Below are 22,350 nucleotides of genomic sequence, written 5' to 3'. Positions count from 1 at the left end.
GCGACGTGGGCTCAGTCACTCTCGCGCCGGGGTGGCAGGGAGCCGCCCGGCGCCGACTCGCGGGCCTCGTCGAGCGCCGCCGACTCCTCGACCGCCGCCTCCTGCGCGAGCGTCGGCTTCGCCGCGAGGTCGGCGGGTGTCGCGTCGACCTCGGGGAGGTTGGTGTCGACGTCGGTCACGGGCTCGGTGGCAGCGGCCTTCTTCGCGGGAGCGGCCTTCTTGGCCGGCGCCGCCTTCTTCGCAGCTGGGGCCGCCTTCTTCGCGGGAGCGGCCTTCTTGGCAGGAGCGGCCTTCTTCGCAGCCGGCGCGGCCTCCTCCGCGGGAGCCGCCTTCTTCGCGGCCGGGGCCGCCTTCTTCGCGGGAGCGGCCTTCTTGGCGGGGGCGGCCTTCTTCGCGGGTGCCGCCTGCTTCGCCGGGGAGCTCTCGACGGGAGCCTGTGCCGCGTCCTCGCGCTTGGCGTCGGACTTCTTGTCCGCGGGTTCGGCCGCGGCGGTCTTCTTCGCGTCCGGCGTGGGCGTGGGAGTGGGCTCCGACGACCGCGACTTGCCGCCGACCAGCTTGCCGCCGACACGCAGGAGGGGGTCGGGCACCAGACCGACGGCACGGCCGCCCACCTGCTGGCCGACGTCGCCGGCGAGCTTGCCGACGCCTCGCGCCAGTGATCCGATCTGGTCCAGGGGCAGCAACTTGCGGGGGCTCATGCAGGTCCTCTCGGAGGGGGCGTACGCGGGATGCGGCACCGACGCGCCCGTTGCCACGATCGCGCGGGCCGCTCCTGATGTGGTGCACATCCGTGACCGAATCGAAACCCTGCGCGGGCGCCAGATCGTGGCTCTCGCGTCACAGTCTGGATACCGTGCAGCACCATGACCACCCCTGTCGACGAAGAACCCCGCGCTGCCATCGGTGAGCCACTGGTCGTGCTCGACGGGGTCAACAAGTGGTTCGGCGACCTGCACGTGCTGCAGGACATCAACCTCACGGTCACCCGCGGCGAGGTGGTCGTCGTCATCGGCCCCTCCGGGTCGGGCAAGTCGACGTTGTGCCGCGCGATCAACCGGCTCGAGACGATCGGCAACGGCACCATCAGCATCGACGGCGAGCCGCTGCCCGAGGAGGGCAAGGCCCTCGCCCGCCTGCGCGCCGACGTCGGCATGGTCTTCCAGGCGTTCAACCTCTTCGCCCACAAGACGATCCTCGAGAACGTCACCCTCGGCCCGATCAAGGTCCGCAAGCAGAAGAAGGCCGACGCCGAGAAGCGCGCGCGTGAGCTGCTCGAGCGCGTTGGCGTCGCGCACCAGGCCGACAAGTACCCCGCCCAGCTCTCCGGCGGTCAGCAGCAGCGCGTGGCGATCGCCCGCGCGCTGGCGATGGAGCCGAAGGTGATGCTCTTCGACGAGCCGACCTCGGCGCTCGACCCGGAGATGATCAAGGAGGTCCTCGACGTCATGGTCGACCTCGCCAAGGGCGGCATGACGATGATCGTCGTGACCCACGAGATGGGCTTCGCCCGCACGGCCGGCGACCGGGTGGTCTTCATGTCCGACGGCCAGATCGTCGAGGAGAACACCCCCGAGGAGTTCTTCACCAACCCGCAGAGTGACCGCGCCAAGGACTTCCTCGGCAAGATCCTCAAGCACTGACCCGTTCCGCAGGGGCCGGCACATCGGGGCCGGCCAGGTATGACCCTCCCACCACGACGGCGGGGGGACCCGTCCAAGAAGGAGTGCAGATGCGACTCAAGAAGATCACCGCAGCGGCAGCGGGCCTCGGCCTTGCGCTGGCGTTGGCGGCATGCGGTGGCGACGACGGTGGCGACAGCCCGGCCGAGGTCGCCGACAGCCCCGAGTTCCCCGCGGGCACCACGATGGCGAAGCTGGCCGACGCTGGCGAGATCACCGTCGGCACGAAGTTCGACCAGCCCGGCTTCGGCCTGCTCAACCTCGAGGACGTCCCCGAGGGCTTCGACGTCGAGGTCGCCAAGATCATCGCCGGCGCCCTGGGCATCGGCGAGGATGGCATCAACTGGCGGGAGGCCCCCTCCGCCGAGCGCGAGAACCTCATCGAGTCCGGTGACGTCGACATGGTCGTGGCCACCTACACGATGAACGAGGAGCGCGCCCAGCGCGTCACCTTCGCCGGGCCGTACTACCAGGCCGGCCAGCAGCTCATGGTCCTGTCGGACAACGACACCATCAACGGTCCCGAGGACCTGAAGGACAACCCGGACATGAAGGTGTGCTCGGTCGACGGCTCGACCCCGGCGGAGAACATCAAGGAGTACCTCGCCGCTCCCGACCAGCTGGTCACCTTCGACGTCTACGACCGCTGCGCCGACTCGCTGAGCAACGGCCAGGTCGACGTGGTCACCACCGACAACGTCATCCTGCTGGGCTTCGTCTCCGAGTCCGACGGTGAGTTCAAGCTCGTCGGCGAGCAGTTCACCGAGGAGCCGTACGGCATCGGCATCGAGAAGGGCGACGTGGAGTTCTGCGAGTTCATCCACGAGACCCTGCGTGACAACGAGGACGCCTACGTCGAGGCCTGGAACAACACCGCCGGTCAGGCCGAGGGCACCGAGGAGCCCACCCTGCCCGAGTTCGGCACCTGCTCCTGACGTACGCGGGTGGTCGGTCGCCGGTGAGGCCGGCGACCGACCACCTGTGGCACCTGCCGACGACGATCCGCGCGACAAGAAAGGGCTGAGGTGGAGCAACTCTGGACGCGGTTCATGGACTTCATGGACCCGGTCTTCTCCAATCCCGACCTGTACTGGTCGGGGTTCCAGCGCTCCTTCGGCCTGATCCTGTGGGCGACCGTCGGTTCGCTGGTGCTCGGCACCCTCATCGCGGCCTGCCGCGTCTCGCCGGTGGCCCCCCTGCGCGGGTTCGGTTCCGCGTACGTCACCGTGATCCGCAACAGCCCGCTCACCGTCGTCTTGTTCTTCTTCGCCTTCGGGTTGCCGGAGATCGGCATCAACACCAGCTTCTACGTGTTCGGGATCAGCGCGCTGTGCATCTACACCGCTGCGTTCGTGTGTGAAGCGATCCGGGCGGGCATCAACTCGGTCTCCGCCGGCCAGGCCGAGGCGGCACGCGCCGTCGGGATGAATTTCGGCCAGTCCCTGACCTCGGTCATCCTGCCGCAGGCGTTCCGCTCCACGATCCCCCCGCTGGGCAGCGTGATGATCGCGATGTTCAAGAACTCCGCGGTGGTCGGGGCGTTCGGGATCGGCGGCGACCTGTTCAGCGTCTTCCGCTCGCTCAGCTCCGCCCAGGGCTACCCGCCGTTCCCGGTGCTGATCGGCGTCGCGCTCGGGTTCTTGGCGATCACCATCCCCGCCGGCATCGCCTTGTCGGTCGTCGAGCGAAAGGTGGCGATCGAGCGATGAGCGCCGCCCCGTCCGTCCTTTACGACATCCCCGGCCCCCGCGCCCGCCGCCGCGCCCTCATCGGCACCGTCGCGGTGCTCGCGCTCGTCGCCGTGGCTGTCTACTTCGCCGCCCGCAGACTGGCCGACCGCGGCCAGTTCGACGGTGACCTGTGGGCGCCGGTGTTCAACCCCAGCGACGAGAACTTCCCGCTGGTGTGGGACCTGCTCGGCAAGGGACTGGTCGCGACCCTGACCGCAGCTGCGCTGGCGATCGCCTTCTCCCTCCTCATCGGCACGGCCCTGGGCTCCGCGCGGATGCTCCTCGCCGCCTCCCACACCCGGGCGCGCTGGTTGCGCTACCCGATCGTGGTGCTCATCGAGCTGTTCCGCGGGTTGCCGGTGGTGATCTCGATCTTCTTGAGCTACCACCTGTTCCGCTATGCGGGGTTCCGCCTGACGTTCCTGCCCGGCGAGGAGCTGATGTGGTACGTCGTGGTCGGGCTGACGGTCTACAACTCGGTGATCATCGCGGAGATCCTGCGCGCCGGGGTCGCCTCGCTCCCCCGCGGCCAGGCCGAGGCCGGTCGGGCGACCGGCATGACCGAAGGCGCCATCATGCGGCTGGTGCTGCTGCCGCAGGCGTTCCGGGTGATGCTCCCCGCGCTGATCAGCCAGCTGGTCGTGATCGTCAAGGACACCTCGCTGGGTACCTTCATCGCCTACTCCGAGCTCCTCAACCGGTCGCTGCGCATCTCGCAGAACCTCGACAACCCGATCCAGATGCTGCTGGTGGCCGCGGTGCTGTTCATCGCGATCAACTACGCGCTGAGCCGCCTGGCGGTGTGGACCGAGCACCGGCTGAGTCACAGCAAGCGCGGCACCACCGCGCAGGCGGAGCCGGAGCAGACCGGCGCCGTCGCGGGTGCGTGAGGCTCAGCGGCTGGGCTTGCGCGTGACCCAGAGCCGGATGACGCCCTCGATCACCACCGTGCCGTCGGGCTTGACGCCCCACACGCGGACGCCGACGTCGGGGTCGTCACCGCTCCACTGCGCCGGGTCGGTCTCGGCGATGCACAGCACGTCATCGTCGGCCTTGGCGGTGTAGCGCACCTCCATCCCCTTGGGGATCCAGCGCTTGCCGGCCGGCACGGTGGCCTCGGCCATCGCTCCCATCGCCGCCTCCAGGCCGTTGCACAACGCGATGGCGTGCACGGTGCCGAGGTGGTTCTGCACCCCGCGCCGCTTGCGGATCCGCACCGCGGCGTAGTTCGGTCGCAGGGCGACGAAGTGCGGCCGGATGGAGGCGAAGTACGGCGCCTTCTGCGCGAACCCGACGGAGAACAGGTGCGGGCCGAGCACCGGGACCTTGGACAGCGCGTCGTACACCGACTGGATCTGGCTCATGACCCAACCCTACTGGTCAGTAACCGTAGGTCGCAGCGACATCCAGCGTGCACCCGATGACCGTGCTGGCCTCCCCGCCCGGGACCGGGCAGTCGAACCACACCCCCTGCGTGAATCCGAGCTTGTCGAGGACGCGCAGCGAGGCCCGGTTCCGGTGGTCGGGGGCGGCGAAGATGACCGGGGCGTCGTACGCCGGGGCCACGACGTCGGTCAGGTAGGCGCTCAGCATGCGGGTGCCGATACCGCGACCGACGTGCGCGGGCTCGCCGATCAGATAGTCGATGCCGACGGAGTCCTGCGGCGCCGTGGTGAGTGCCCAGTCGGGGTGGTCGGCGACCCGGTAGTCCTGCACCCAGCCGATCGAGCGTCCGTGGCGCTCGACGATCCAGTGCCGGGTCGGGTCGGTGCCGTCGATGGCGGGCCCGTAGCGCGTCTCGGCTGCGGCGAGGTCTACCGCGCTCGCCCGCCACCAGGGGGCGACGTGCTCGGCCTGCTGCCAGCGCACCAGGTCGCGCAGGTCGCCGCGGGTCAGGGGACGGAACGCGAGCCCTGCGAACTCCACCAGCACGAACCGGCGGGGACTGTCCGCAAGGTCCTCGGCGAGCAACTGCCACCCGGCGTGGTCCGGCACCCGGTCGCGGGCGAGCTCGCGCGCGGCGGCGTACCACCCCTGACCCGCCCCGACCTCGCCGCGGTGGCGGGCCGGCGGGGGCGGTTGCCCGAACGGCTCCACCCGGATCTCCACAGTTGCTTCCGGGTCGGTGTCCTCGGCGGCGGCGCTCATGCTCTCACCGTGCGATCTCGGTCGTCCGGGACTCGCGGATCACCGTGACCGCGACCTGGCCGGGGTAGCTCAGCTCCGCCTCGATCTGCTTGGCCAGGGTGCGGGCGAGCTCGGCGGCGCCGAGGTCGTCGACCCGGTCGGGCAGCACGAGCACCCGCAGGTCGCGACCGGCCGAGACGGCGTACGCCCGCTCGACCCCGTCGTGGGAGAGCGCGAGCGCCTCCAGACGGCGCAGGCGCTGCTGGAAGTCCTCGGTTGACTCGCGGCGCGCGCCGGGGCGGCCGCCGCTGATCGCATCGGCCGCCTGGACGATGAACGCCTCGAGGGTCTGCGGCTCGACCTCGTTGTGGTGGGCCTCGATCGCGTGCACGACGTCCGCATGCTCGCCGCACCGCCGGGCCAGGTCGGCGCCCACCAGCGCGTGGCCGCCCTGGACGTCGTGGCTCGGGTCGTGAGCGCTGTCGTGGGTCAGCGCCTTGCCGATGTCGTGCAGGAAGGCCGCCCGGGTGGCGATCGCGGGGTCGACGCCGAGCTCACCGGCGAGCAGCCGGGCGGCGTGGGCGGACTCCACGAGGTGGTGGAGGACGTTCTGGCCGTACGACGTGCGGAACGCCAGGCGCCCGAGCGTCTCCTGCAGGTCGGGGTGCAGCCCGTCGATGCCGACGTCGAGGCACGCATCGGTGGCGGCGGCGCGGCAGTGGGCCTCCACCTCGCTCTCGGCCCGGGCGTGGACCTCCTCGATCCGCGTCGGGTGGATGCGGCCGTCGGCGACGAGCTCATCGAGGGTACGGCGGGCGACCTCGCGGCGGATGGGGTCGAAACAGCTGAGGACGACGGTGCTCGGGGTGTCGTCGATGACCAGCGAGACGCCGGTGACCTGCTCGAAGCTGCGGATGTTGCGGCCTTCACGACCGATGATGCGGCCCTTCACGTCGTCGGAGGCCAGCGTGACCGTGGTCGTCACCGCATCGGCGGTGACCGAGGCCGCCATCCGTTGCACGACGGTCGTCAGCATCCGGCGCGCGCGCCACTCGACCTGCTCGGCCGCTTCGCGCTCGATCTCCCGGGATCGGCGCGCGACCTCGCTGCGGGTCTGGGCCTCGGCATCGGCCAGGACCGCGGCGCGCGCCTGCTCCGGCGTGAGCTCCGCGAGCTCGGTGGTATGGCGGGCGCGGGCCTCGGCGAGCTCGGTCGTCAGCTGGGTGCGGGCCTGTGCGAGCTCGGCGTCGTGCTCGGCGCGGGCACCGGCGAGGTCGGCCTCGTGCTGGGCACGCGCTTGCGCGAGGTCGGCCTCGTGGCGGTCCCGCGCGGTCTCGAGTGCGGCCTGTTGGCGCTCGCGCTCGCGGGCGAGCTCGGCCGTCGCTGCGGCGAGCGCGGACTCCCCCGCCGTCAGTCTCGCCTCGGCAGCGTGGAGCCTGGCCGCGAGCTCGTCGAGCGCGCGCCGTCGCTCCTCGACCCGACTCTCACGCTCGTCGAACTGGGCGACCCGGCGTTCGTGGGCCGCCGCGGTCTCCCCCTCGAGCACCGTCGAGCGGGACCGCTCGCGGAGCACGAGCACCAGCACGGTGCCGACCACCGCCGCCACCACGGCCAACGCGACCACCAACGCGACGAGGACGGTCACGGTGGACACGGGCGACCTCCCTCTCACGACGCGGCGGTGCGGCCGGCTGGCCGACGCCCAGCCTAGAGGGTGGGCTCGTCGAGGCCCTCGCTGTCGCGCCCGGCGGCTGCGAGCTCCTCGCGCACGACGCGGAACGTCAGGGATGACGGGTAACCGCGGCGGGCGAGCATCCCTGCCAGCCGGCGGATCGCTGCCTGGTCGTCGACCCCGCGCAGGGATCGCAGCTTGCGCTGCACCAGTCGCCGCGCGGCGGCCTCCTCCTCGTCGGGCTCGAGGGTGTCGAGCGCCTCGCGAGCGACCTCGTCGTCGACGCCCTTGCGCCGCAGCTCCTGGGCCAGCGCGCGGCGGGCCAGGCCCTTGGCCTGCTGGCGGCCCTGGACCCACGCATGGGCGAACTGCGCGTCGTCGACCAGACCCACCTCGGTGAACCGGTCGAGCAGCCGCTCCCCGATCTCCGTCGGCACGTTCTTGCGCGCGAGGAGATCGGCGAGCTCGGAGCGCGAGCGGGCCCGGCCGGTCAGCGCGTCCAACAAGATGGTGCGCGCGACCGACTCCGGGTCGGCCTCGGGGACCTCCGACTCCGGGTCGGGCGGCGGCTGCTGGTCGGGCTGCATGGACCGGTCGCTGCGCGGGGACCGACTCAGAAGTCGATGCCCGTCGGCTCCTCGGCGGCCTCGACGTCGACCTGCGGGGTGACGCCGAGCTTCTCGAGGATCTTCTTCTCGAGCTCGTTGGCCAGGTCGGGGTTGTCGCGCAGGAAGTTGCGCGCGTTCTCCTTGCCCTGACCGAGCTGGTCGCCCTCGTAGGTGTACCAAGCGCCGGCCTTGCGGACCAGGCCCGCCTCGACGCCGACGTCGATCAGGCCGCCCTCACGGCTGATGCCCTTGCCATACATGATGTCGAACTCGGCCTGCTTGAACGGCGGAGCGACCTTGTTCTTCACGACCTTGACGCGGGTGCGGTTGCCGACCATGTCGGTGCCGTCCTTGAGTGTCTCGATGCGCCGCACATCGAGGCGCACCGAGGAGTAGAACTTCAGCGCGCGGCCACCGGTGGTGGTCTCGGGCGAGCCGAACATGACGCCGATCTTCTCGCGCAGCTGGTTGATGAAGATCGCGGTCGTGCCGGAGTTGTTGAGCGCACCGGTCATCTTGCGCAGCGCCTGGCTCATCAGCCGGGCCTGCAGACCGACGTGGCTGTCGCCCATCTCGCCCTCGATCTCGGCGCGCGGCACGAGCGCGGCCACGGAGTCGATGACGATCAGGTCGAGCGCGCCGGAGCGGATCAGCATGTCGGCGATCTCGAGGGCCTGCTCACCGGAGTCGGGCTGGGAGACCAGCAGCGCGTCGGTGTCGACGCCGAGGTTCTTGGCGTACTCCGGGTCGAGGGCGTGCTCGGCGTCGATGAAGGCGACGATGCCGCCGGCCGCCTGGGCGCTGGCGACGGCGTGGAGGGCGACGGTCGTCTTGCCGGAGGACTCCGGGCCGTAGATCTCCACCACGCGACCGCGCGGCAGGCCACCGATGCCGAGCGCGACGTCGAGCGCGATCGCGCCGGTCGGGATGACCTCCAGCGGCGGGCGGGTGTCGTCGCCCAGCCGCATGACCGAGCCCTTGCCGTACTGCTTGTCGATGTTGGCCAGTGCGGCCTCGAGGGCCTTCTCGCGGTCTCCTGCAGCCATGGTGCTTCCGTCCTCTTCGCCGTCTGCGGTCAGTGTGAATCAGTGGTGAGCGGGTGCTCTTCAGGTGCGGTGGCGACCCTAGGTGGGGGCACCGACACTGCCGGTCGCAGCGGGTGACCCCGTGGATGCGAGGACCGCCGACGTGGGCTGTGCACCGAGCCTAGCCCGAACAGGTGTTCGATGCGATCACACGGGGCGGCGTGTCGTGTGGCGCGCCGCGACGGCCGCCGCCACCGCGACGCCGGCGGCCAGGACCGCGCCGAACACGTTGAGCAACCCGAAGCCGAAGCTGCCCACGATCACGCCGGCCAGTGCTCCGGCGGCCGCGGCGGTCAGGCCCATGACGAGGTCCGCGATCCCCTGCACCTCGGTGCGGACCTCGAGCGGTGTCTCGGCCGTCAGCAGCGTCGAGGCCGCGACCGTCGCGCAGGACCAGCCGACCCCGAGAAGCAGCAGACCGAGGGTGATCTGGACCGAGGCGCCCTGGGCCGAGAGCCCCGCCAGCACGAGCGAGACGAGGAGCACGACTGCTCCCCCAGCGAGCACGAGCGGCGCGCCGAGCCGGTCGACGGCCCACCCGACCAGCGGCGACAGGGCATACATCCCCAGCACGTGGATGCTGATGACCAGACCGATGACCTCCAGTCCGGCGCCGCCGTGATCCATGTGCAGCGGCGTCATGATCATCACCGCGACCATCGTCGCGTGCGCCAGCGCCATCCCGGCGACGGCCGCCGCCACCGCGGGCCGCTCGCGCAGCGCGGCCATCCCCCGCGCCCGCCGTGGGCGCCGCGCCAGCTCGCCGACCTCGGCCGTCGGGCCGACCGTCGCGGTGGCGTCCGGCAGGGCCGCCTCGCGCTCCGGCTCCACGATGTCGGACGCCGGCGGGACGACCGCCGGCGCCGGCGCAGCGGCAGAGCCGCCCCGTGCCAGGTCGCGCGCCAGCAGCAGCGGGTCGGGTCGCAGACCGACGAGGATCACCAGTGCCGCCACCGCCATCCCGACGGCACCCAGCACGAACGGTCCGGTCAGCTCGGGGATGTCCCAGGCCGCCGCCAGGTCGCCCGCGGGGCCGGCGAGGTTCGGTCCGGCGACCGCCCCGATGGTCGTCGCCCAGACCACGATCGACAGGTGCCGGGCGCGCTGGTCGGCGGTCGCGAGGTCGGTGGCGGCGTACCGCGACTGGCTGTTGGCCGCCGTGGTCGCACCGAGCAGGACGGCCGCCGCGATCAGCAGGGGGTACGACGACACCACACCCGCGACGACGCACAGCGCGGCGCCGAGGGTGCCGACGACGTACCCCAGGGCCAGTCCCGGCCGGCGACCGGACCGCCCCATCACCCGGGCGAGGACGTACGCCGCCAGGGCCGCGCCGAGCACCTGGGCGGTCTGCACCAGCCCGGCGAGCTCGGGTGAGCCCGACACCTCCTCGGCCAGCAGCGCGGCGGTCGCGACCCCGATCGTGATGCCGACCCCGCCGAACGCCTGTCCCCCGACGAGGGTGGCGAGGGTGCGCCGCTGGACCCGGTGCTGCATCTGGTGTTGCGCCTGCTGCTGCCGCGGCGCGCTCACCGGTCGCGCTCGGGCAGCTCGAGCTCGGCGTGCACGGCCCGCCAGACGCGCTGGGGGTCCTCGCCCTCGTCGAGCGCGCCCTGCACGGTGCGTCCCTCGAGCGCGGTGAGGACGTGGTCCTGGGCCCAGGATCGGGCACGGATGCCGAGGACGTCCTCCAGCCGGCTCCAGAACTCCGTGTAGCGCATGGGACGAGATTAGGACCCACCCTGTTGTCAGTCCGTGGGCGGCCGCCCGACCCCAGGCCGGCGTGCGAGAAGATGGCGCTCATGGCGCGGAACCCGGCAGAGGACTTCCAGACGCGCGCAGCGACCGAGCGGGACCTGCCCCAGATCGCGGCCATCTACAACCACGAGGTCGAGACCAGCACGGTCACCTTCGACCTCGAGCCTCCCGACCTCGACCACTGGCGCGCCCGGCTCGAGGGCCAGCACCCCGGTGACCACCTGCTGGTGGCGGTCGACCACACCGACACCAACGTCGTCGGCTACGCCTACTCCTGGTCCTACCGGCCGCGTCCGGCCTACGAGCTGACCCGGGAGACCTCGCTCTACCTCGACCCGTCGGTGCGGGGTCGGGGCGTCGGCCGGCTGCTCTACCCGGCGCTGCTGGAGACCATGGCCGTGTCCGGGGTCCACACCGCCGTCGCGCTGGTCGCGCTGCCCAACCCGGCGAGCCAGCGGCTGCACGAGAGCGTCGGGTTCGAGAAGGTCGGCATGCTGCGCGAGGTCGGCCGCAAGTTCGACCGGTGGATCGACGTGGTGTGGTACCAGAAGATGCTCACCAACCTGCCCTGAGCCACACGTGTGCGGTCAGTGCGCGCCGGCCCGCCGCAACCGGTCCTCGAGGTCGCGCAGCGTGGATCCGACCTCGAGGTCGCGGCTGATGACGTGTACGGCGATGCGCGGTCCGTCGATGCGGGCGGACAGGGTCCCCGGCAGCAGGTTCATCACCAGCGCCAGTACGACGCGGGCGCCCGGTGACTCCAGCGCGGTCTCGTAGGTCTCCCACACGGGCTCGACGTCGACCGCAGGCACGGTCACCGCGCGCCGCGCCACATCGACCCCACCGACCGCCGCGCGGGCAACCAGCCAGCCGAGCAGGCCGAGCAGCGCGCCCGGGCGCGGTCCCCGACGTCGGCGGTCCGAGGTCCGGACGCCGGTCACCCAGAGACTGAGTGCCACTCCCACCGGCACGATGACCGCGCCGTACGCCACCATGCCGCCGTCGCCCTCGACCAGGCCCCACCAGACCAGTGCGCCCAGGACGAGCCGCACCAGCACCGCCCCCACGACGCCGCTGACCGCTGCCATCAGCCCACCCTTCCCGTCGCCGCCACCCACACCAGGGCCGCGGCCACGGCCACGAGCAGCACGACCCCCGAGCCGGCCCAGGTGCCGATGCGGGCCTGGACCGACGCCACGAGCGGGAGCGGTGACGGGGTCGCTCGGAGACCCTCGCGCCCCCGCGCACCGATCTGCTCGAGTCGGCGCACCGCCCGTGCGAGCGCACGTCCGACGGCCCGCACCGCTCGCTCCCCGATCTCCACCACATCGCCCGGTGGCACGAGGTCACCGCGCGGATGGGCCACCCGGGAGCGGTCCAGCTCGCGCCGCGTGGCGATCGCGGCCGCGGCCGCGGCGAGCACGAGTCCCAACAGCACGGGCCACGCCTGGCTCCAGAGCGCCGACGCGTCCAGCCAGCCCGGCACGCTCTGCAGCGGCGCGTGACTGCGCGCCAGCGCCATCACGCCGATCGCCGCGACGACGGTCAGCAGCGCCCAGCCGGCATCGCGGCCCACCGGCGTACGGTCCTGGCGACGCTCACGGCGCCACATCACGACGCCGAAACGGGCGAGCAGCAGCGTCGAGCCCAGGCCGATCCACGGCAGGACGTCGGCCAGCAGGACCCCGCCCCCGACGGGGAGCGTCGTCTGCGCCACCGCCTCCTTGGCGCCGTACTTCGCGACGTACCCGCTGGTGAACGGCGCCCCGGCCACGGCGAGGCCGGCGACCACGAGCACGCCGGTCACGAGCGGTCGCGGCAGGCGTTCGGTGTCCCATGCCTGGACGCCGAGGAAGAGCGCGCCCTTGGCGATGCCGTGGTGCACGGCATAGACGACGGCCGCCAGGATGCAGGCCTCAGCCAGCTCCGGCACGGCCAGGGCTGCTCCGACAACGGCCGCGAGGAAGCCCATCTGGCTGATGGTGCTGTAGGCGAGCACGACCTTCGGGTTGTCCTGCAGCAGTCCCAGCGGCACGGCCACGAACCCTCCGAGCAGGGCGACAGCGAGGAACGCGGTGCCCCAGATGGCGTGGTCGGCGACGCCCTCACCCGCCTCGCCCAACGGCAGGAACCGCACCCACCCCACCAAGCCGGCCTTGACCATCACCCCGGAGAGCACCGCGCTCGCCGGCGTCGGCGCGGCCGGGTGCGCCAGCGGCAGCCACACGTGCAGCGGCACCGTGCCGGCCTTGACCCCGAAGCCGACGAGGACCAGCACGATGATCCAGCCCGCGTACGGCGACGAGGCGACGGCGGCCGGCACCTCCGCCAGCCGCACCGCGCCGGCGTGGGCCACCAGCAGCACCGCCGCGAGGACGGCTCCCTCGCCCAGCACCGCCAGGACCAGGTAGATCCGCCCTGCCCGTCGTGCGTCGGAGGTCCGGTCGTGGACCACCAGCGCGTACCCGACGAAGCTCATGACGGTGAAGCAGAGATAGAAGGTGACGACGTCCGCGGCCGCGAACACACCGGCGTTGGCGGCGAAGCAGATCAAGAGCCAGGCGCTGAGCGTGGGTTGGCGCTCGATCGGTGACCTCGGCACGAACGCGAGGGCCAGGCCGTAGAGCACGACAGCCAGCGCGAGCAGAGGCCGCCCGACCTGGTCGAGCTCGACGCTGGTGCCGAGGAGCATCTCCTCGACCAGCCGCCCGCGCCCGTCGTCGAGCGTCGTCAGCGCGGCCGCCGGCACGACTGCGACCCAGGCCCAGCGCGCGAGCGGCGCCCGGGCCGACGGGACGAGTGCGATGGCGAGGGCAGCCGTCACCGGCACCAGGAAGGTCAGCACCCACAGGGCGTCGACGAGATCGCTCACGGGTAGCTCCCTTCCGCGATCAGCTGCGCCAGCGCCCACGGGGAGTAGTCCCATCCGGCCAGCACCCCGACGGCGAGGGCGAAGCACGCGGTCAACGCCGCCGGGACCAACAGTGGCAGCGGCGCCTCGAGCGCACCGGGACGCTCACGGTGGGGCGCGGTCGACCACTCCGCCCCCTCCTCCGGGTCGGCCACCCACAGCGTGTAGAGGATCGGGAGGAAGTACGCCGCGTTGAGCAGCGTGCTGGTCACCAGCACCGCCACCACCCACGGGTGGCCGGCATCGAGCCCGCCGAGGGCCAGCGGCCATTTGGACACGAAGCCCGCGATCGGCGGCAGGCCGATCATGCCGAGCGCGCCCACGGTGAAGGCGGCCGAGGTGACCGGCATCCGCCGGCCCACACCGGCGAGCTGGCTGACCTTGGACAGACCCAGCACCTCGGCGAAGAGGCCGGCGCAGAAGAACAGCGTGATCTTCATCAGGCCCTGGTGGACGATGTGCACCAGCGCGCCGGCGGTCGCCATCGGTGCCAGCAGCGCGGCCCCGAGGGCGACGTACGAGAGCTGGGAGACCGTGGAGTAGGCCAGCCGCTTCTTCAGGTCGTCCTGCATCAGCGCGCGCAGCGAGCCATAGACGATGGTGAAGGCGGCGAACGCCGCAAGCACCGACAGCACCCCCAGGTCGGCGAGGACCGCCACCCCGAAGACGTCGTGGACCACGCGGACGATGCCGAAGGCGCCCGCCTTGACCACCGCGACCGCGTGCAGCAGCGCGCTGACGGGCGCGGGAGCGACCATCGCGACGGGGAGCCACCCGTGTAGCGGGAAGATCGCGGCCTTCACGGCCAGTCCGGCGAGCAGCACCCCGGCCACGGCCGCCGCGGTGGCGGGACGCTCGGCAGCCAGGTCGGCCACCTCCTGGACACCACCTGCGGTGAACTCCACCGGGCCGACCAGGGCGGTCAACCAGACCACCCCGCCCAGGAGCACGACGCCGCCGCCGAGGGTGTAGGCGAGGTAGGTGCGGGCGCCGTCGTGAGCGGCCTTCGTGCCGCGATGCGCCACGAGTGGGTAGGTCACGAGGGTCAACAGCTCGTAGAACAGCAGGAACGTCAGCAGGTTGCTCGACAGGGCGATGCCGGTCGTGGCCGTCACGCACAGGCTGAAGAACCCGAAGAACCGGCTGCGGTTCGGTGAACCCTCGAGGTAGCCGATGGCATAGATCGTCGTCAGCAGCCACAGCAGCGCGGACAGTCCGACGAAGAAGAGCGCGAACGCGTCGGTGACGAGCACGATCTCCAGCCCCGGTGCCCACGGCATGGAGGCGCGCAGCTTCTGACCGTCGACCACCGGAGGGATCAGCGCGATGACGAACCCGACCTTGGCGATGGCGCCGGCCAGGTTGAACGTGGTGCGCAGGCGGACCTGGTCCTCGCGCAGCGTGAAGATCACCGCTGCCGGGATGAGCGACGACAGCAGCATCAGCAGGGGTACGACGCTGTAGGTGACGGCGGCGTTCTCGCTCACGGCAGGTCACCTCCCGGCGCGGCACGGGCGACCAGGGCGACCACGTCGGCGGAGAACACCCCGAAGGCGACGGAGGCGAGCGCCAGCACGAACGGGACCACCGCCAAGACGAGCGGCACCCTGACCGCGGGTGCCTCGACGTCCTGGGCGCCGGGCGGGTTGAAGGTCGCGCGGACCATGGCAGCGGTGTAGGCGAACGTGACCAACCCGCCCAGGAGCAGCACCGCCAGCACCCACCAGTCCTCGCGTCCGATCGCTGCCACCAACAGCTGCCACTTGGCGACGAACCCGAAGGTCGGCGGCAACCCGGCGAGGCTCACGCCGGCGACGCCGACCGCCGCCACCGTCATCGGCATGTGGGTCACGGCTCCCCGGAGTCCGCTGAGGTGGTCGGAGCCGTACGCGTAGGCGAGGGTGCCCGCCGCAAGGAACATCGCCGCCTTGGCGAGCCCGTGCGAGAGCACGAGCAGGACTCCCCCGGCCCAGCCCGCTGCTGCCGCGACGTCCGGACCGCCCGGGTCGGCAAGGCGGAGAACGAGCGCGAGGTAGCCGACCTGCGCGACCGTGGAGTAGGCCACGATCTCCTTCAGCCGCCGCTTGCGCAGCGCCATCAGGCCACCCCAGAACACCGCGACGGCGCCGGCGACGGCGCTCGCCAGCGCCAACCCGTCGCGCATGGGCGTGCCGACGGCGACGCCGCCGAGGTCGAACCAGACCCGCCACAGCACGAACAGCGCGGCCTTGATGACCAGCGCCGACAGCAGGGCACTGACCGCGGCCGGTGCGGCCGGGTGGGCGACCGGGAGCCAGGAGTGCAGCGGCAGCAGCGCCATCTTGGCGGCCATCCCGACCAACGTCAGCGCCAGCACGGCGCCGAGCACCGGACCGGCCTCCACCCGGTCGGCGGCGGCGACGTAGTCCAGCACCCCGGTCTGGCCATAGACCAGCCCCACGGCGAGCACGAACAGCAGCGACCCGGCCACGCCGACGAACAGGTAGCGCAGCGCAGGGGCGGCCGAGCGCCGGCCTCCCAGTGCCACGAGCGCCACCGCGGCGACGGTGAGCAGCTCCAGGCTGACGTAGGTGTTGAAGAGGTCGCCGGCCAGGTAGACACCGTTGAGCGCGGCCCACAGCGACAGCCAGAGGGGCCAGAAGATCGGGCCGCCGGTCACCTCGTCGCCCCCGAGCGCGTACGCCGTCACCGCGAGTCCGACCGTAGCGGTGATTGCGAGGAGGGCCGCGCTGGCCCCATCGGCGCGCAGCACGATCCCGAGCGGCGCGTCCCAACCCGCCAGGGCGATCTCCAGCTCGCTGCGCTCGGAGCGGATCAGTCCGGCGACCAGCACGCCGCTCGTCGCGGCGATCGCGATGGCGCCGGCGACGCCGAGGGCCGGGCGGTGTCGCGTCGGCAAGATGGCCGCGACGGCAGCCAGCGCCACGGGACCGAGCACGAGCAGCGGTAGCAACCAGGTCAGGGGGGTCGCATCGAGTGGGGAGTCGCTCATGGCGTCTCCTCCTCGTCGCCCACCGACTCCACCCGGCGTACGAGCGCGACCGCGAGGCCGGTGGCGGCCGCCATGATCACGATCCCGGTGAGCACGAGCGCCTGCGGGACCGGGTCCGGCTCCTCGCTCCGGGCCGCCAGTGCCAGCAGCACCATCATCACGCCGCCGGAGGCGACGTTGAGCGCCACCACGCGCCGCAGCAGGTCCGTGACCAGGAGGTGCCCCACCAGCCCGACCACGAGCACCGCTGCCCCGAGCGCGAGGACGAGGTCGACGTACGTCCAGGACGTCCACAGCTCCGTCACGACGCCCCACCTCCGAACCTCGCGCCGCGCCGGTTGACCACGAAGAGGCGCGCCAGGGCGATGCCGATGCTGACGGTGAGTGCGGTCTCCACCGCCAGGATCGCGGCACCCGCCCAGCTCGGGCTGAGCACGAGCCACCCGCCTCCCGCCACGGCAGTGCCGAACGCCAGCGCCACGAAGACGAGCAGTCCCCCGGCCACCAGGGCGGCTGCTGTCGGTCCTCCGAGGTCCACCCCGCGGACGCCGGCCAGGTGTGCCACCACCAGCGCCGCTCCCAGGACCGCACCCGCCTGGAAGGCGCCGCCCGGTCGCGTGGTCCCGGCCACCAGCAGCCACCCGGCCAGCAGCACCAGCACGGGCAGCAGCAGGACGGCCAGCGTGTGCAGCACGGGCGGTGGCGGACCGAGGACGGGAGCGGTGCCGTGTGCCACTCCGGACGCGGCCACGACCACGACGACGAGGACGGCGATCTCCAGCAGCGTGTCGTAGCTGCGGAAGTTGAGCAGCACGGCGGTGGTCGGATGCGTGGCTCCGGACTCCCCGATCTCCTGGTCCACCAGGGCCGGCACCGGACCCGCGCTGTCGGGGAGCGTGCGCACGATCGCGACCAGCGTGCCGACGACCACCGCCCCGGCGAGCGCTGCCGCGCCCACGAGCCAGCCCGACCTGCGGCGTACGCCGGGGGCGGGTGGCGAGGAGAGCGCGTCGACGAGCAGCGCCCCGGCCACACCGCCGCCGAGGGCGGCCTCGGCGAGCGCGACGTCGGGTGCGCCCAGTCGCGCCCAGAGGACGGCGAGCAGGATCCCGAAGACCAGGAACGCCGTCACCGCAGCCGGACGCCGCGGGAGAGCGACGGCCGCTACGGCCACCACCAGGACCGCGCCGGCGAGCGCGACGTCGATGACACCGGCCGTGCCGGTCATGGCGCGTCCTCCGGCTCGTCCTCCCACTCCTCGCCGGGGGCGACGGCGAGCAGGTGACTGTTGGTGGCGGTCCCGAGCAGCGCGAGGAGCCAGATCAGGACGAGCTTGGCCGCGACCCCGAGCCCGCCGCCGTCGATGACCGCGTGCACGACCAGGCCCACCGTGACCAACCCGAGGCCGAGGCTGTCGGCCTTGGCGACCGCGTGCAGGCGCGTGGGCAGATCGGGGAACCGGAGCACCCCGACGGTCCCGACGACGAAGAAGCCGGTGCCGGCCACCAGCAGGACGATCACCGCGACGTTCGCGACCGCCTCCGCGGCGGCGATCACTGCTCCGGCTCCGACCGCTCCGAGGGCTGCTGTCCGGGCCGGGCCAGCACGACGGTGACGACGGTGGCCAGGGCGACGAGGATGAGCGCTGCGTCGCGGAGCGCCGCCGTCTCGGTGGCGGAGCCGAGGACGGCGAACAACGCCGCTCCGGTGGTGCCGAGCAGGACGAAGGCCGTGAGCCGGTCGCGCGTCGTGGGGCCCCTGGCGGCCCGCCACAGCCCGGCGACGACAGCGACGAGCAGGACCCCGGCCACGACGAACATCACCGTCGAGACCAGGGCAGACACGTCGTTCATCGTTCCTTCCGGGTCGGCGCGCACGTGGCCGCTACGGCCACTCGCGGGCACCCTTCCCCGGAACGCTGCGGACTAGACCTTCCGGCGCACGGGTCGGGGTGACAGGTCGGTGTCTCTGGGTTGCTTGACCGGTCGGTCAGGCAGCAGTCTGCCGGATGCGGCGCTTGAGTTCCTTCTTGACTTGCAGCGGGGTGCGGCCGGCCATGTAGTCGCCGTGGTTGGGGCGCTCGTTGTTGTAGTCGACGACCCAGGCCTGCAGGGCCCTGTCGAGCAGCGCGATGTCTTCGACCCGTCCTCGGTGGAAGTGGGGCCGGTAGAACTCGTGGAGCACGGTTCCGTGGAACCTCTCGCACACCGCGTTGTGGTTCGGTGACCTCGGCGGGATCCGGTGATGATGCAGCCCGAGCTCGCCGACGCGGGCTTGGAACGCCTTGCCGACGAACTCTGGACCGTTGTCGGTCAGGACCCCTTCGAGGGTGATGCCGTGCTTGCGCAGCGCCTTCTTCAGATGATCCAGGAGCAGCGCCGTGACGGCGGCTGTCTTGTCGCCCACGACGAGCTGGACGACCGCGATCCGGGTGGCGATGTCGACCGCGGTCAGCTGCCACACCGCACCCACGCCCTTGAGGCGCCCGACGTAGAACGCATCCAGGGCTACGACCTGGCCCGGGCGGGAGGCGTATTGGCAGAACCCGAAGGGGCCCTCGAGGGCAGCCTCGGTGAGCTGCCCGGTTTCGGTGGCAGTCAGACTGGCCAACGCGATGATCCGCTGCTTGGCGGTGCCCAGGTTGTGACGCTTGAGGACCTTCGCGACGCCTGAGGCCGACCGGTCGACACCGCGCTTGCTGAGGTGGCGAAGCAACGACTTCGGACCCAGCGTCGGCTTGGCGATCGCTTCGGAGAGGATCACCGCGACCTCTTCGGAGGACATCGCGTTCGGCATGTGCGGACGGCGTCGCTCACGCGGCAGCAGTGCCGAGAGGCCGTACTGCTCGGCTTTGTTGACCCACTCGTAGTAAGTCTTGCGCGAGATGCCGAACACTCGGCACGCCTCGCTCACGTTGTTGATTCTCGCTGCGTACTCGAGCACTCGCACACGCCTGTCGTACACAATGTCGTCGTGGGTCACGGAATGACTTCCTGTTCTCTAGATCTCAGCAATCCAGAGACTGTCTTCCGTGGCCCACACCTACGCGCAGGCTCACCGGGTGTCACCCCAACCCGTGATCCCTACGGACCTAGTGCCTGCGTGACCGGAGCCACCCGCAGGACCGGAACGTCAGGACAGCAGCAGCGTGGTCAGCCGACGTCGGCATACCCACAGGCCCGCGAGCCCCATCGCCGCGAGGTAGACCACCGAGATCGCGGAGTCCCAGGTGAGGACGCCCGTGGTGAGCTCGCGGCACAGCACGACGCCGCGGTAGAGCGGCGTGCACTCCACCACGACCCGCAGCCATCCCTCGAAGGTGTCGACGGGGAAGAACGTCGCCGAGAACATGAACATCGGCATGACGACCAGCTGCACGAGCTCGAGGTCCTGCCACGACCGCATGAACGTCGTGACCGCCATGCCCACGGCGGCGAACGCGAAGCCGACCAGCAGCGTCGCCGGCAGCGCGAGCACGCCCCACCACGACTCGACGTACCCGAGCGCGCCCATGATCGCGAGGAACGCCGCGGAGTAGAGCCCCCCGCGGGCCAGGGAGAACCCAATCTGGCCGCCGGCGACCTGCACCGCGGTCAGCGGCGTCGACAGCATCTGGTCGTAGAGCTTGTCGTACTTCAGCCGATGGAAGACGTTCATCGTCGAGTCCATGACCGCGCCATTCATGGCGGAGGCGGCGAGCATGCCGGGCGCGACGAAGGCGGCGTACGCGACCTCCTTGCCCCCGATCTCGAAGCCGCCGACGAGCGCGCCGACGCCGATGCCGATGGAGAGCAGGTAGAGCAGCGGCTCGAGGAAGCCGGTGGCGAAGATCCACCAGACGTTGCGCATGGCCAGGACGTGGCGGCGTACGACGAGCCCGGTGCCGACCGCCGGCGGCAGCACGGTGGGCTCGGGACGCTTGGCGGCGAGGTAGCCCGCGACGGCCATCAGACCACCAGCTTCGCGGTCAGGCGACGCACGGCCCACCAGGTGCCGAACGCCGCGAGGGCGCCGAGGTAGACCAGGTGCACGAGCGCCTGGCCCCCGGCGAGGGTGTCGGTGGTGAGCATCCGGGTCAGCGAGACGCCGTGCCACAGGGGTGTGGCCTTGGCCGCCCACTCCAGCGCGGTCGGCAGCTGGCTGACCGGGAAGAAGGCGCCGGAGAAGAGGAACATCGGCAGGATCGCGAGGCGGTAGATCACCGTCAGGGTCGTGTCGGAGTCCAGCCCGGCGGTGAACCCGAAGCACACCGCGGCGAAGGCGAGGCCGACGAGGATGAGGACGGGTACGGCGAGCAGCGCGCCCCACCAGGTCGCGAGCACGCCGAACGGCGCGAGGACGAGCAGGAAGACGGCGACCGCGACGAAGAGCCGGAACCCGACGAAGGCCAGCTGGGCCAGCACGATCGACGGCACCGTCAGCGGCGTGGCGATCTGGCCGACGTACACCTTCTGCCACTTGATGCCGCTCATGACCGGCCAGCTGGTCTCGCTGACACCGACGGTCATCACCTGGCCGGCGATCATGCCGGGGACGACGAAGGCGAGGTACGACGAAGCGCCCTCGAGCTGCGCGGGGTCGCTGTCGATGTAGCCGCCGAGCAGGACGCCGATCGCGACGACGTACAGCAACGGCATGAGGAACGACGAGGCAAGCGTGCCGTGCCAGGTGCGCAGGTAGACGCGGCCCCAGTAGTCGAGCTGGCGCGCGACGAGCTGGCCGGTCGTCGGCACGGGGACGGCTTCGGCTGTGCTGCCGGTGGTGTCGGTGGGGCGAATGCTGCTCATCAGTCCACCAGCGAGCGTCCGGTCAGGTGGAGGAACACGTCCTCCAGCGTGGAGCGGCGCACGAGCACCGCCGCGGGCTGCAGACCGCGCTCGTGGACCAAGGCCAGCGTCTCCTCGCCGTGCTCGCTGTAGAGCAGCAGCCGGTCGGGCAGCACCTCGACGCGGTCGGCCAGGTCGGCGACCTGGTCGGCCAGCGCGTCGTGCCCACCGTCGACGGAGACACCGAAGCGCAGCTCGGTGACCTCGCGGGTGGAGTGCGAGCGGATCAGCTCCAGCGGCGAGCCGTCGGCGACGATGCGGCCCTTGTCCATGACCACCAGCCGGTCGCACAGCTGCTCGGCCTCGTCCATGTAGTGCGTGGTGAGCACGAGCGTGACGCCCTGCGCCTTGAGCCGGAACAGCCGGTCCCACAGGACGTGGCGCGCCTGCGGGTCGAGGCCGGTGGTCGGCTCGTCGAGCAGCAGCAGGTCGGGGCGGTTGATGAGGCTGCGCGCGATGGTGAGGCGGCGCTTCATCCCGCCGGAGAGGTCCTCGACGCGTGACTTGGCCTTCTCGGTCAGCTGCACGAACTCCAGCAGCTCGTCGGCGCGGTCGCGCACCTCGCCGCGCGGCAGGCCGAAGTAGCGGCCATAGACGAGCAGGTTGTCGCGGACGTTGAGCTCGACGTCGAGGGTGTCGTCCTGGGGGCAGACACCGAGCCGAGCGCGGATCTGCGGGCCGTGGGTGGCGGGGTCCATGCCGAGCACGCGCAGCTCTCCGCCGGAGATCGGCGAGACGGCCGCGATCATGCGCATCGAGGAGGACTTGCCGGCGCCATTGGGGCCGAGGAAGCCGAACGCCTGCCCGGCGGGGACCTCGAGGTCGATCCCGTCGACGGCGGTGAAAGAGCCGAACTCCTTGCGCAGTCCGCGGGCGCTGATCATCGCGGGCCGATCCCCCGTGCTGGTGGTCACCGGAGCACCCTACGCCCGCCGCTGGACTACTCGACTAAGGTCGGC

At 71.7% G+C, this 22,350-nt stretch carries 25 protein-coding genes; 5 read left to right on the top strand and 20 right to left on the bottom strand.

Annotated features, from left to right (window positions below):
- Nucleotides 1–11: 11 nt before the first annotated feature.
- Nucleotides 12–701 (bottom strand): hypothetical protein, encoded by a 690-nt coding sequence (locus J2S59_RS12555; RefSeq protein WP_181641567.1) that lies wholly within the window; start codon nucleotides 699–701, stop codon nucleotides 12–14.
- A gap of 165 nt (nucleotides 702–866) precedes the next feature.
- Between J2S59_RS12555 and J2S59_RS12550 the strand changes: the two genes are divergently transcribed.
- The 4 genes from J2S59_RS12550 to J2S59_RS12535 all read left to right on the top strand — a co-directional run bounded on the left by J2S59_RS12550 (nucleotide 867) and on the right by J2S59_RS12535 (nucleotide 4,302).
- Complete coding sequence (locus J2S59_RS12550) at nucleotides 867–1,643, top strand: amino acid ABC transporter ATP-binding protein (protein ID WP_068117583.1); 777 nt, start codon at nucleotides 867–869, stop codon at nucleotides 1,641–1,643.
- 89 nt (nucleotides 1,644–1,732) lie between these two features.
- The gene (locus tag J2S59_RS12545; RefSeq protein ID WP_068117587.1) at nucleotides 1,733–2,617 is read left to right on the top strand and encodes a glutamate ABC transporter substrate-binding protein; all 885 of its coding nucleotides are present in this window, start codon (nucleotides 1,733–1,735) and stop codon (nucleotides 2,615–2,617) included.
- A gap of 90 nt (nucleotides 2,618–2,707) precedes the next feature.
- Nucleotides 2,708–3,391: an amino acid ABC transporter permease gene (locus tag J2S59_RS12540; protein WP_306825177.1), complete on the top strand. Its 684-nt coding sequence runs from the start codon at nucleotides 2,708–2,710 to the stop codon at nucleotides 3,389–3,391.
- A complete protein-coding gene (locus J2S59_RS12535) occupies nucleotides 3,388–4,302 on the top strand; it encodes an amino acid ABC transporter permease (RefSeq protein WP_068125207.1) in 915 nt (304 codons plus the stop codon). The genes J2S59_RS12540 and J2S59_RS12535 overlap by 4 nt, the downstream gene beginning before the upstream one ends.
- 3 nt (nucleotides 4,303–4,305) lie before the next feature.
- On the opposite strand, the gene J2S59_RS12530 is transcribed toward J2S59_RS12535, so the two are convergent.
- From J2S59_RS12530 to J2S59_RS12500, 7 genes are all read right to left on the bottom strand, one after another.
- Entirely contained in the window at nucleotides 4,306–4,776 is a 471-nt protein-coding gene (locus J2S59_RS12530) for a hotdog fold domain-containing protein (RefSeq protein ID WP_068125209.1), read from the bottom strand.
- 16 nt (nucleotides 4,777–4,792) lie between these two features.
- A complete protein-coding gene (locus J2S59_RS12525; RefSeq protein ID WP_068125211.1) occupies nucleotides 4,793–5,560 on the bottom strand; it encodes a GNAT family N-acetyltransferase in 768 nt (255 codons plus the stop codon).
- Between the two features lie 4 nt (nucleotides 5,561–5,564).
- Nucleotides 5,565–7,193 carry a ribonuclease Y gene (gene rny, locus J2S59_RS12520; protein ID WP_306825176.1) on the bottom strand — a complete coding sequence of 543 codons (1,629 nt, stop codon included), beginning with the start codon at nucleotides 7,191–7,193 and terminating at the stop codon, nucleotides 5,565–5,567.
- Nucleotides 7,194–7,246: 53 nt separating this feature from the next.
- Complete coding sequence (locus J2S59_RS12515; RefSeq protein WP_068121477.1) at nucleotides 7,247–7,798, bottom strand: regulatory protein RecX; 552 nt, start codon at nucleotides 7,796–7,798, stop codon at nucleotides 7,247–7,249.
- A gap of 26 nt (nucleotides 7,799–7,824) precedes the next feature.
- Nucleotides 7,825–8,865 (bottom strand): recombinase RecA, encoded by a 1,041-nt coding sequence (gene recA, locus J2S59_RS12510; protein WP_306825175.1) that lies wholly within the window; start codon nucleotides 8,863–8,865, stop codon nucleotides 7,825–7,827.
- Between the two features lie 186 nt (nucleotides 8,866–9,051).
- A complete protein-coding gene (locus tag J2S59_RS12505; protein WP_306825174.1) occupies nucleotides 9,052–10,437 on the bottom strand; it encodes an MFS transporter in 1,386 nt (461 codons plus the stop codon).
- Complete coding sequence (locus J2S59_RS12500) at nucleotides 10,434–10,625, bottom strand: DUF3046 domain-containing protein (protein ID WP_068117015.1); 192 nt, start codon at nucleotides 10,623–10,625, stop codon at nucleotides 10,434–10,436. The genes J2S59_RS12505 and J2S59_RS12500 overlap by 4 nt, the downstream gene beginning before the upstream one ends.
- A gap of 81 nt (nucleotides 10,626–10,706) precedes the next feature.
- On the opposite strand from J2S59_RS12500, the gene J2S59_RS12495 reads away from it, so the two are divergent.
- Nucleotides 10,707–11,234 carry a GNAT family N-acetyltransferase gene (locus J2S59_RS12495; RefSeq protein WP_306825173.1) on the top strand — a complete coding sequence of 176 codons (528 nt, stop codon included), beginning with the start codon at nucleotides 10,707–10,709 and terminating at the stop codon, nucleotides 11,232–11,234.
- A gap of 15 nt (nucleotides 11,235–11,249) precedes the next feature.
- Here the strand turns inward: J2S59_RS12495 and J2S59_RS12490 are convergent, their stop codons facing one another.
- The 12 genes from J2S59_RS12490 to J2S59_RS12435 form a co-directional block, all read right to left on the bottom strand.
- Nucleotides 11,250–11,750, bottom strand: a complete 501-nt coding sequence (locus J2S59_RS12490) for a Na+/H+ antiporter subunit E (protein ID WP_181641621.1) — start codon at nucleotides 11,748–11,750, stop codon at nucleotides 11,250–11,252.
- Nucleotides 11,750–13,534, bottom strand: coding sequence for a complex I subunit 5 family protein (locus J2S59_RS12485; protein ID WP_306825172.1), 1,785 nt, complete (start codon nucleotides 13,532–13,534; stop codon nucleotides 11,750–11,752). The genes J2S59_RS12490 and J2S59_RS12485 overlap by 1 nt, the downstream gene beginning before the upstream one ends.
- Nucleotides 13,531–15,060, bottom strand: coding sequence for a proton-conducting transporter transmembrane domain-containing protein (locus tag J2S59_RS12480; RefSeq protein WP_220138273.1), 1,530 nt, complete (start codon nucleotides 15,058–15,060; stop codon nucleotides 13,531–13,533). Before J2S59_RS12480 ends, J2S59_RS12485 begins: the two co-directional genes overlap by 4 nt.
- Nucleotides 15,057–16,565 carry a complex I subunit 5 family protein gene (locus tag J2S59_RS12475; protein WP_306825171.1) on the bottom strand — a complete coding sequence of 503 codons (1,509 nt, stop codon included), beginning with the start codon at nucleotides 16,563–16,565 and terminating at the stop codon, nucleotides 15,057–15,059. Before J2S59_RS12475 ends, J2S59_RS12480 begins: the two co-directional genes overlap by 4 nt.
- Nucleotides 16,562–16,870, bottom strand: coding sequence for an NADH-quinone oxidoreductase subunit K (locus tag J2S59_RS12470; protein ID WP_220138469.1), 309 nt, complete (start codon nucleotides 16,868–16,870; stop codon nucleotides 16,562–16,564). The genes J2S59_RS12475 and J2S59_RS12470 overlap by 4 nt, the downstream gene beginning before the upstream one ends.
- Complete coding sequence (locus J2S59_RS12465) at nucleotides 16,867–17,793, bottom strand: hydrogenase subunit MbhD domain-containing protein (protein WP_306825170.1); 927 nt, start codon at nucleotides 17,791–17,793, stop codon at nucleotides 16,867–16,869. The genes J2S59_RS12470 and J2S59_RS12465 overlap by 4 nt, the downstream gene beginning before the upstream one ends.
- Nucleotides 17,790–18,122 (bottom strand): cation:proton antiporter, encoded by a 333-nt coding sequence (locus J2S59_RS12460; protein WP_220138520.1) that lies wholly within the window; start codon nucleotides 18,120–18,122, stop codon nucleotides 17,790–17,792. The genes J2S59_RS12465 and J2S59_RS12460 overlap by 4 nt, the downstream gene beginning before the upstream one ends.
- Nucleotides 18,119–18,418 (bottom strand): MrpF/PhaF family protein, encoded by a 300-nt coding sequence (locus J2S59_RS12455; protein WP_068122283.1) that lies wholly within the window; start codon nucleotides 18,416–18,418, stop codon nucleotides 18,119–18,121. The genes J2S59_RS12460 and J2S59_RS12455 overlap by 4 nt, the downstream gene beginning before the upstream one ends.
- Nucleotides 18,419–18,554: 136 nt before the next feature.
- Nucleotides 18,555–19,514, bottom strand: a complete 960-nt coding sequence (locus J2S59_RS12450; protein ID WP_281366677.1) for a helix-turn-helix domain-containing protein — start codon at nucleotides 19,512–19,514, stop codon at nucleotides 18,555–18,557.
- Nucleotides 19,515–19,697: 183 nt separating this feature from the next.
- A complete protein-coding gene (locus tag J2S59_RS12445) occupies nucleotides 19,698–20,513 on the bottom strand; it encodes an ABC transporter permease (protein WP_068117073.1) in 816 nt (271 codons plus the stop codon).
- On the bottom strand, nucleotides 20,513–21,352 hold the full coding sequence (locus tag J2S59_RS12440) for an ABC transporter permease (protein WP_181641513.1): 840 nt from the start codon (nucleotides 21,350–21,352) through the stop codon (nucleotides 20,513–20,515). Before J2S59_RS12440 ends, J2S59_RS12445 begins: the two co-directional genes overlap by 1 nt.
- A complete protein-coding gene (locus J2S59_RS12435) occupies nucleotides 21,352–22,305 on the bottom strand; it encodes an ABC transporter ATP-binding protein (RefSeq protein ID WP_438361586.1) in 954 nt (317 codons plus the stop codon). The genes J2S59_RS12440 and J2S59_RS12435 overlap by 1 nt, the downstream gene beginning before the upstream one ends.
- Nucleotides 22,306–22,350 lie beyond the last annotated feature (45 nt).

This window comes from Nocardioides massiliensis (genome assembly GCF_030811215.1).
GTDB classification, from domain to species: Bacteria; Actinomycetota; Actinomycetes; order Propionibacteriales; family Nocardioidaceae; genus Nocardioides_A; species Nocardioides_A massiliensis.
Note: the sequence above shows the minus strand (reverse complement) of the source record. Positions and strands in the feature narration are given on the sequence as shown.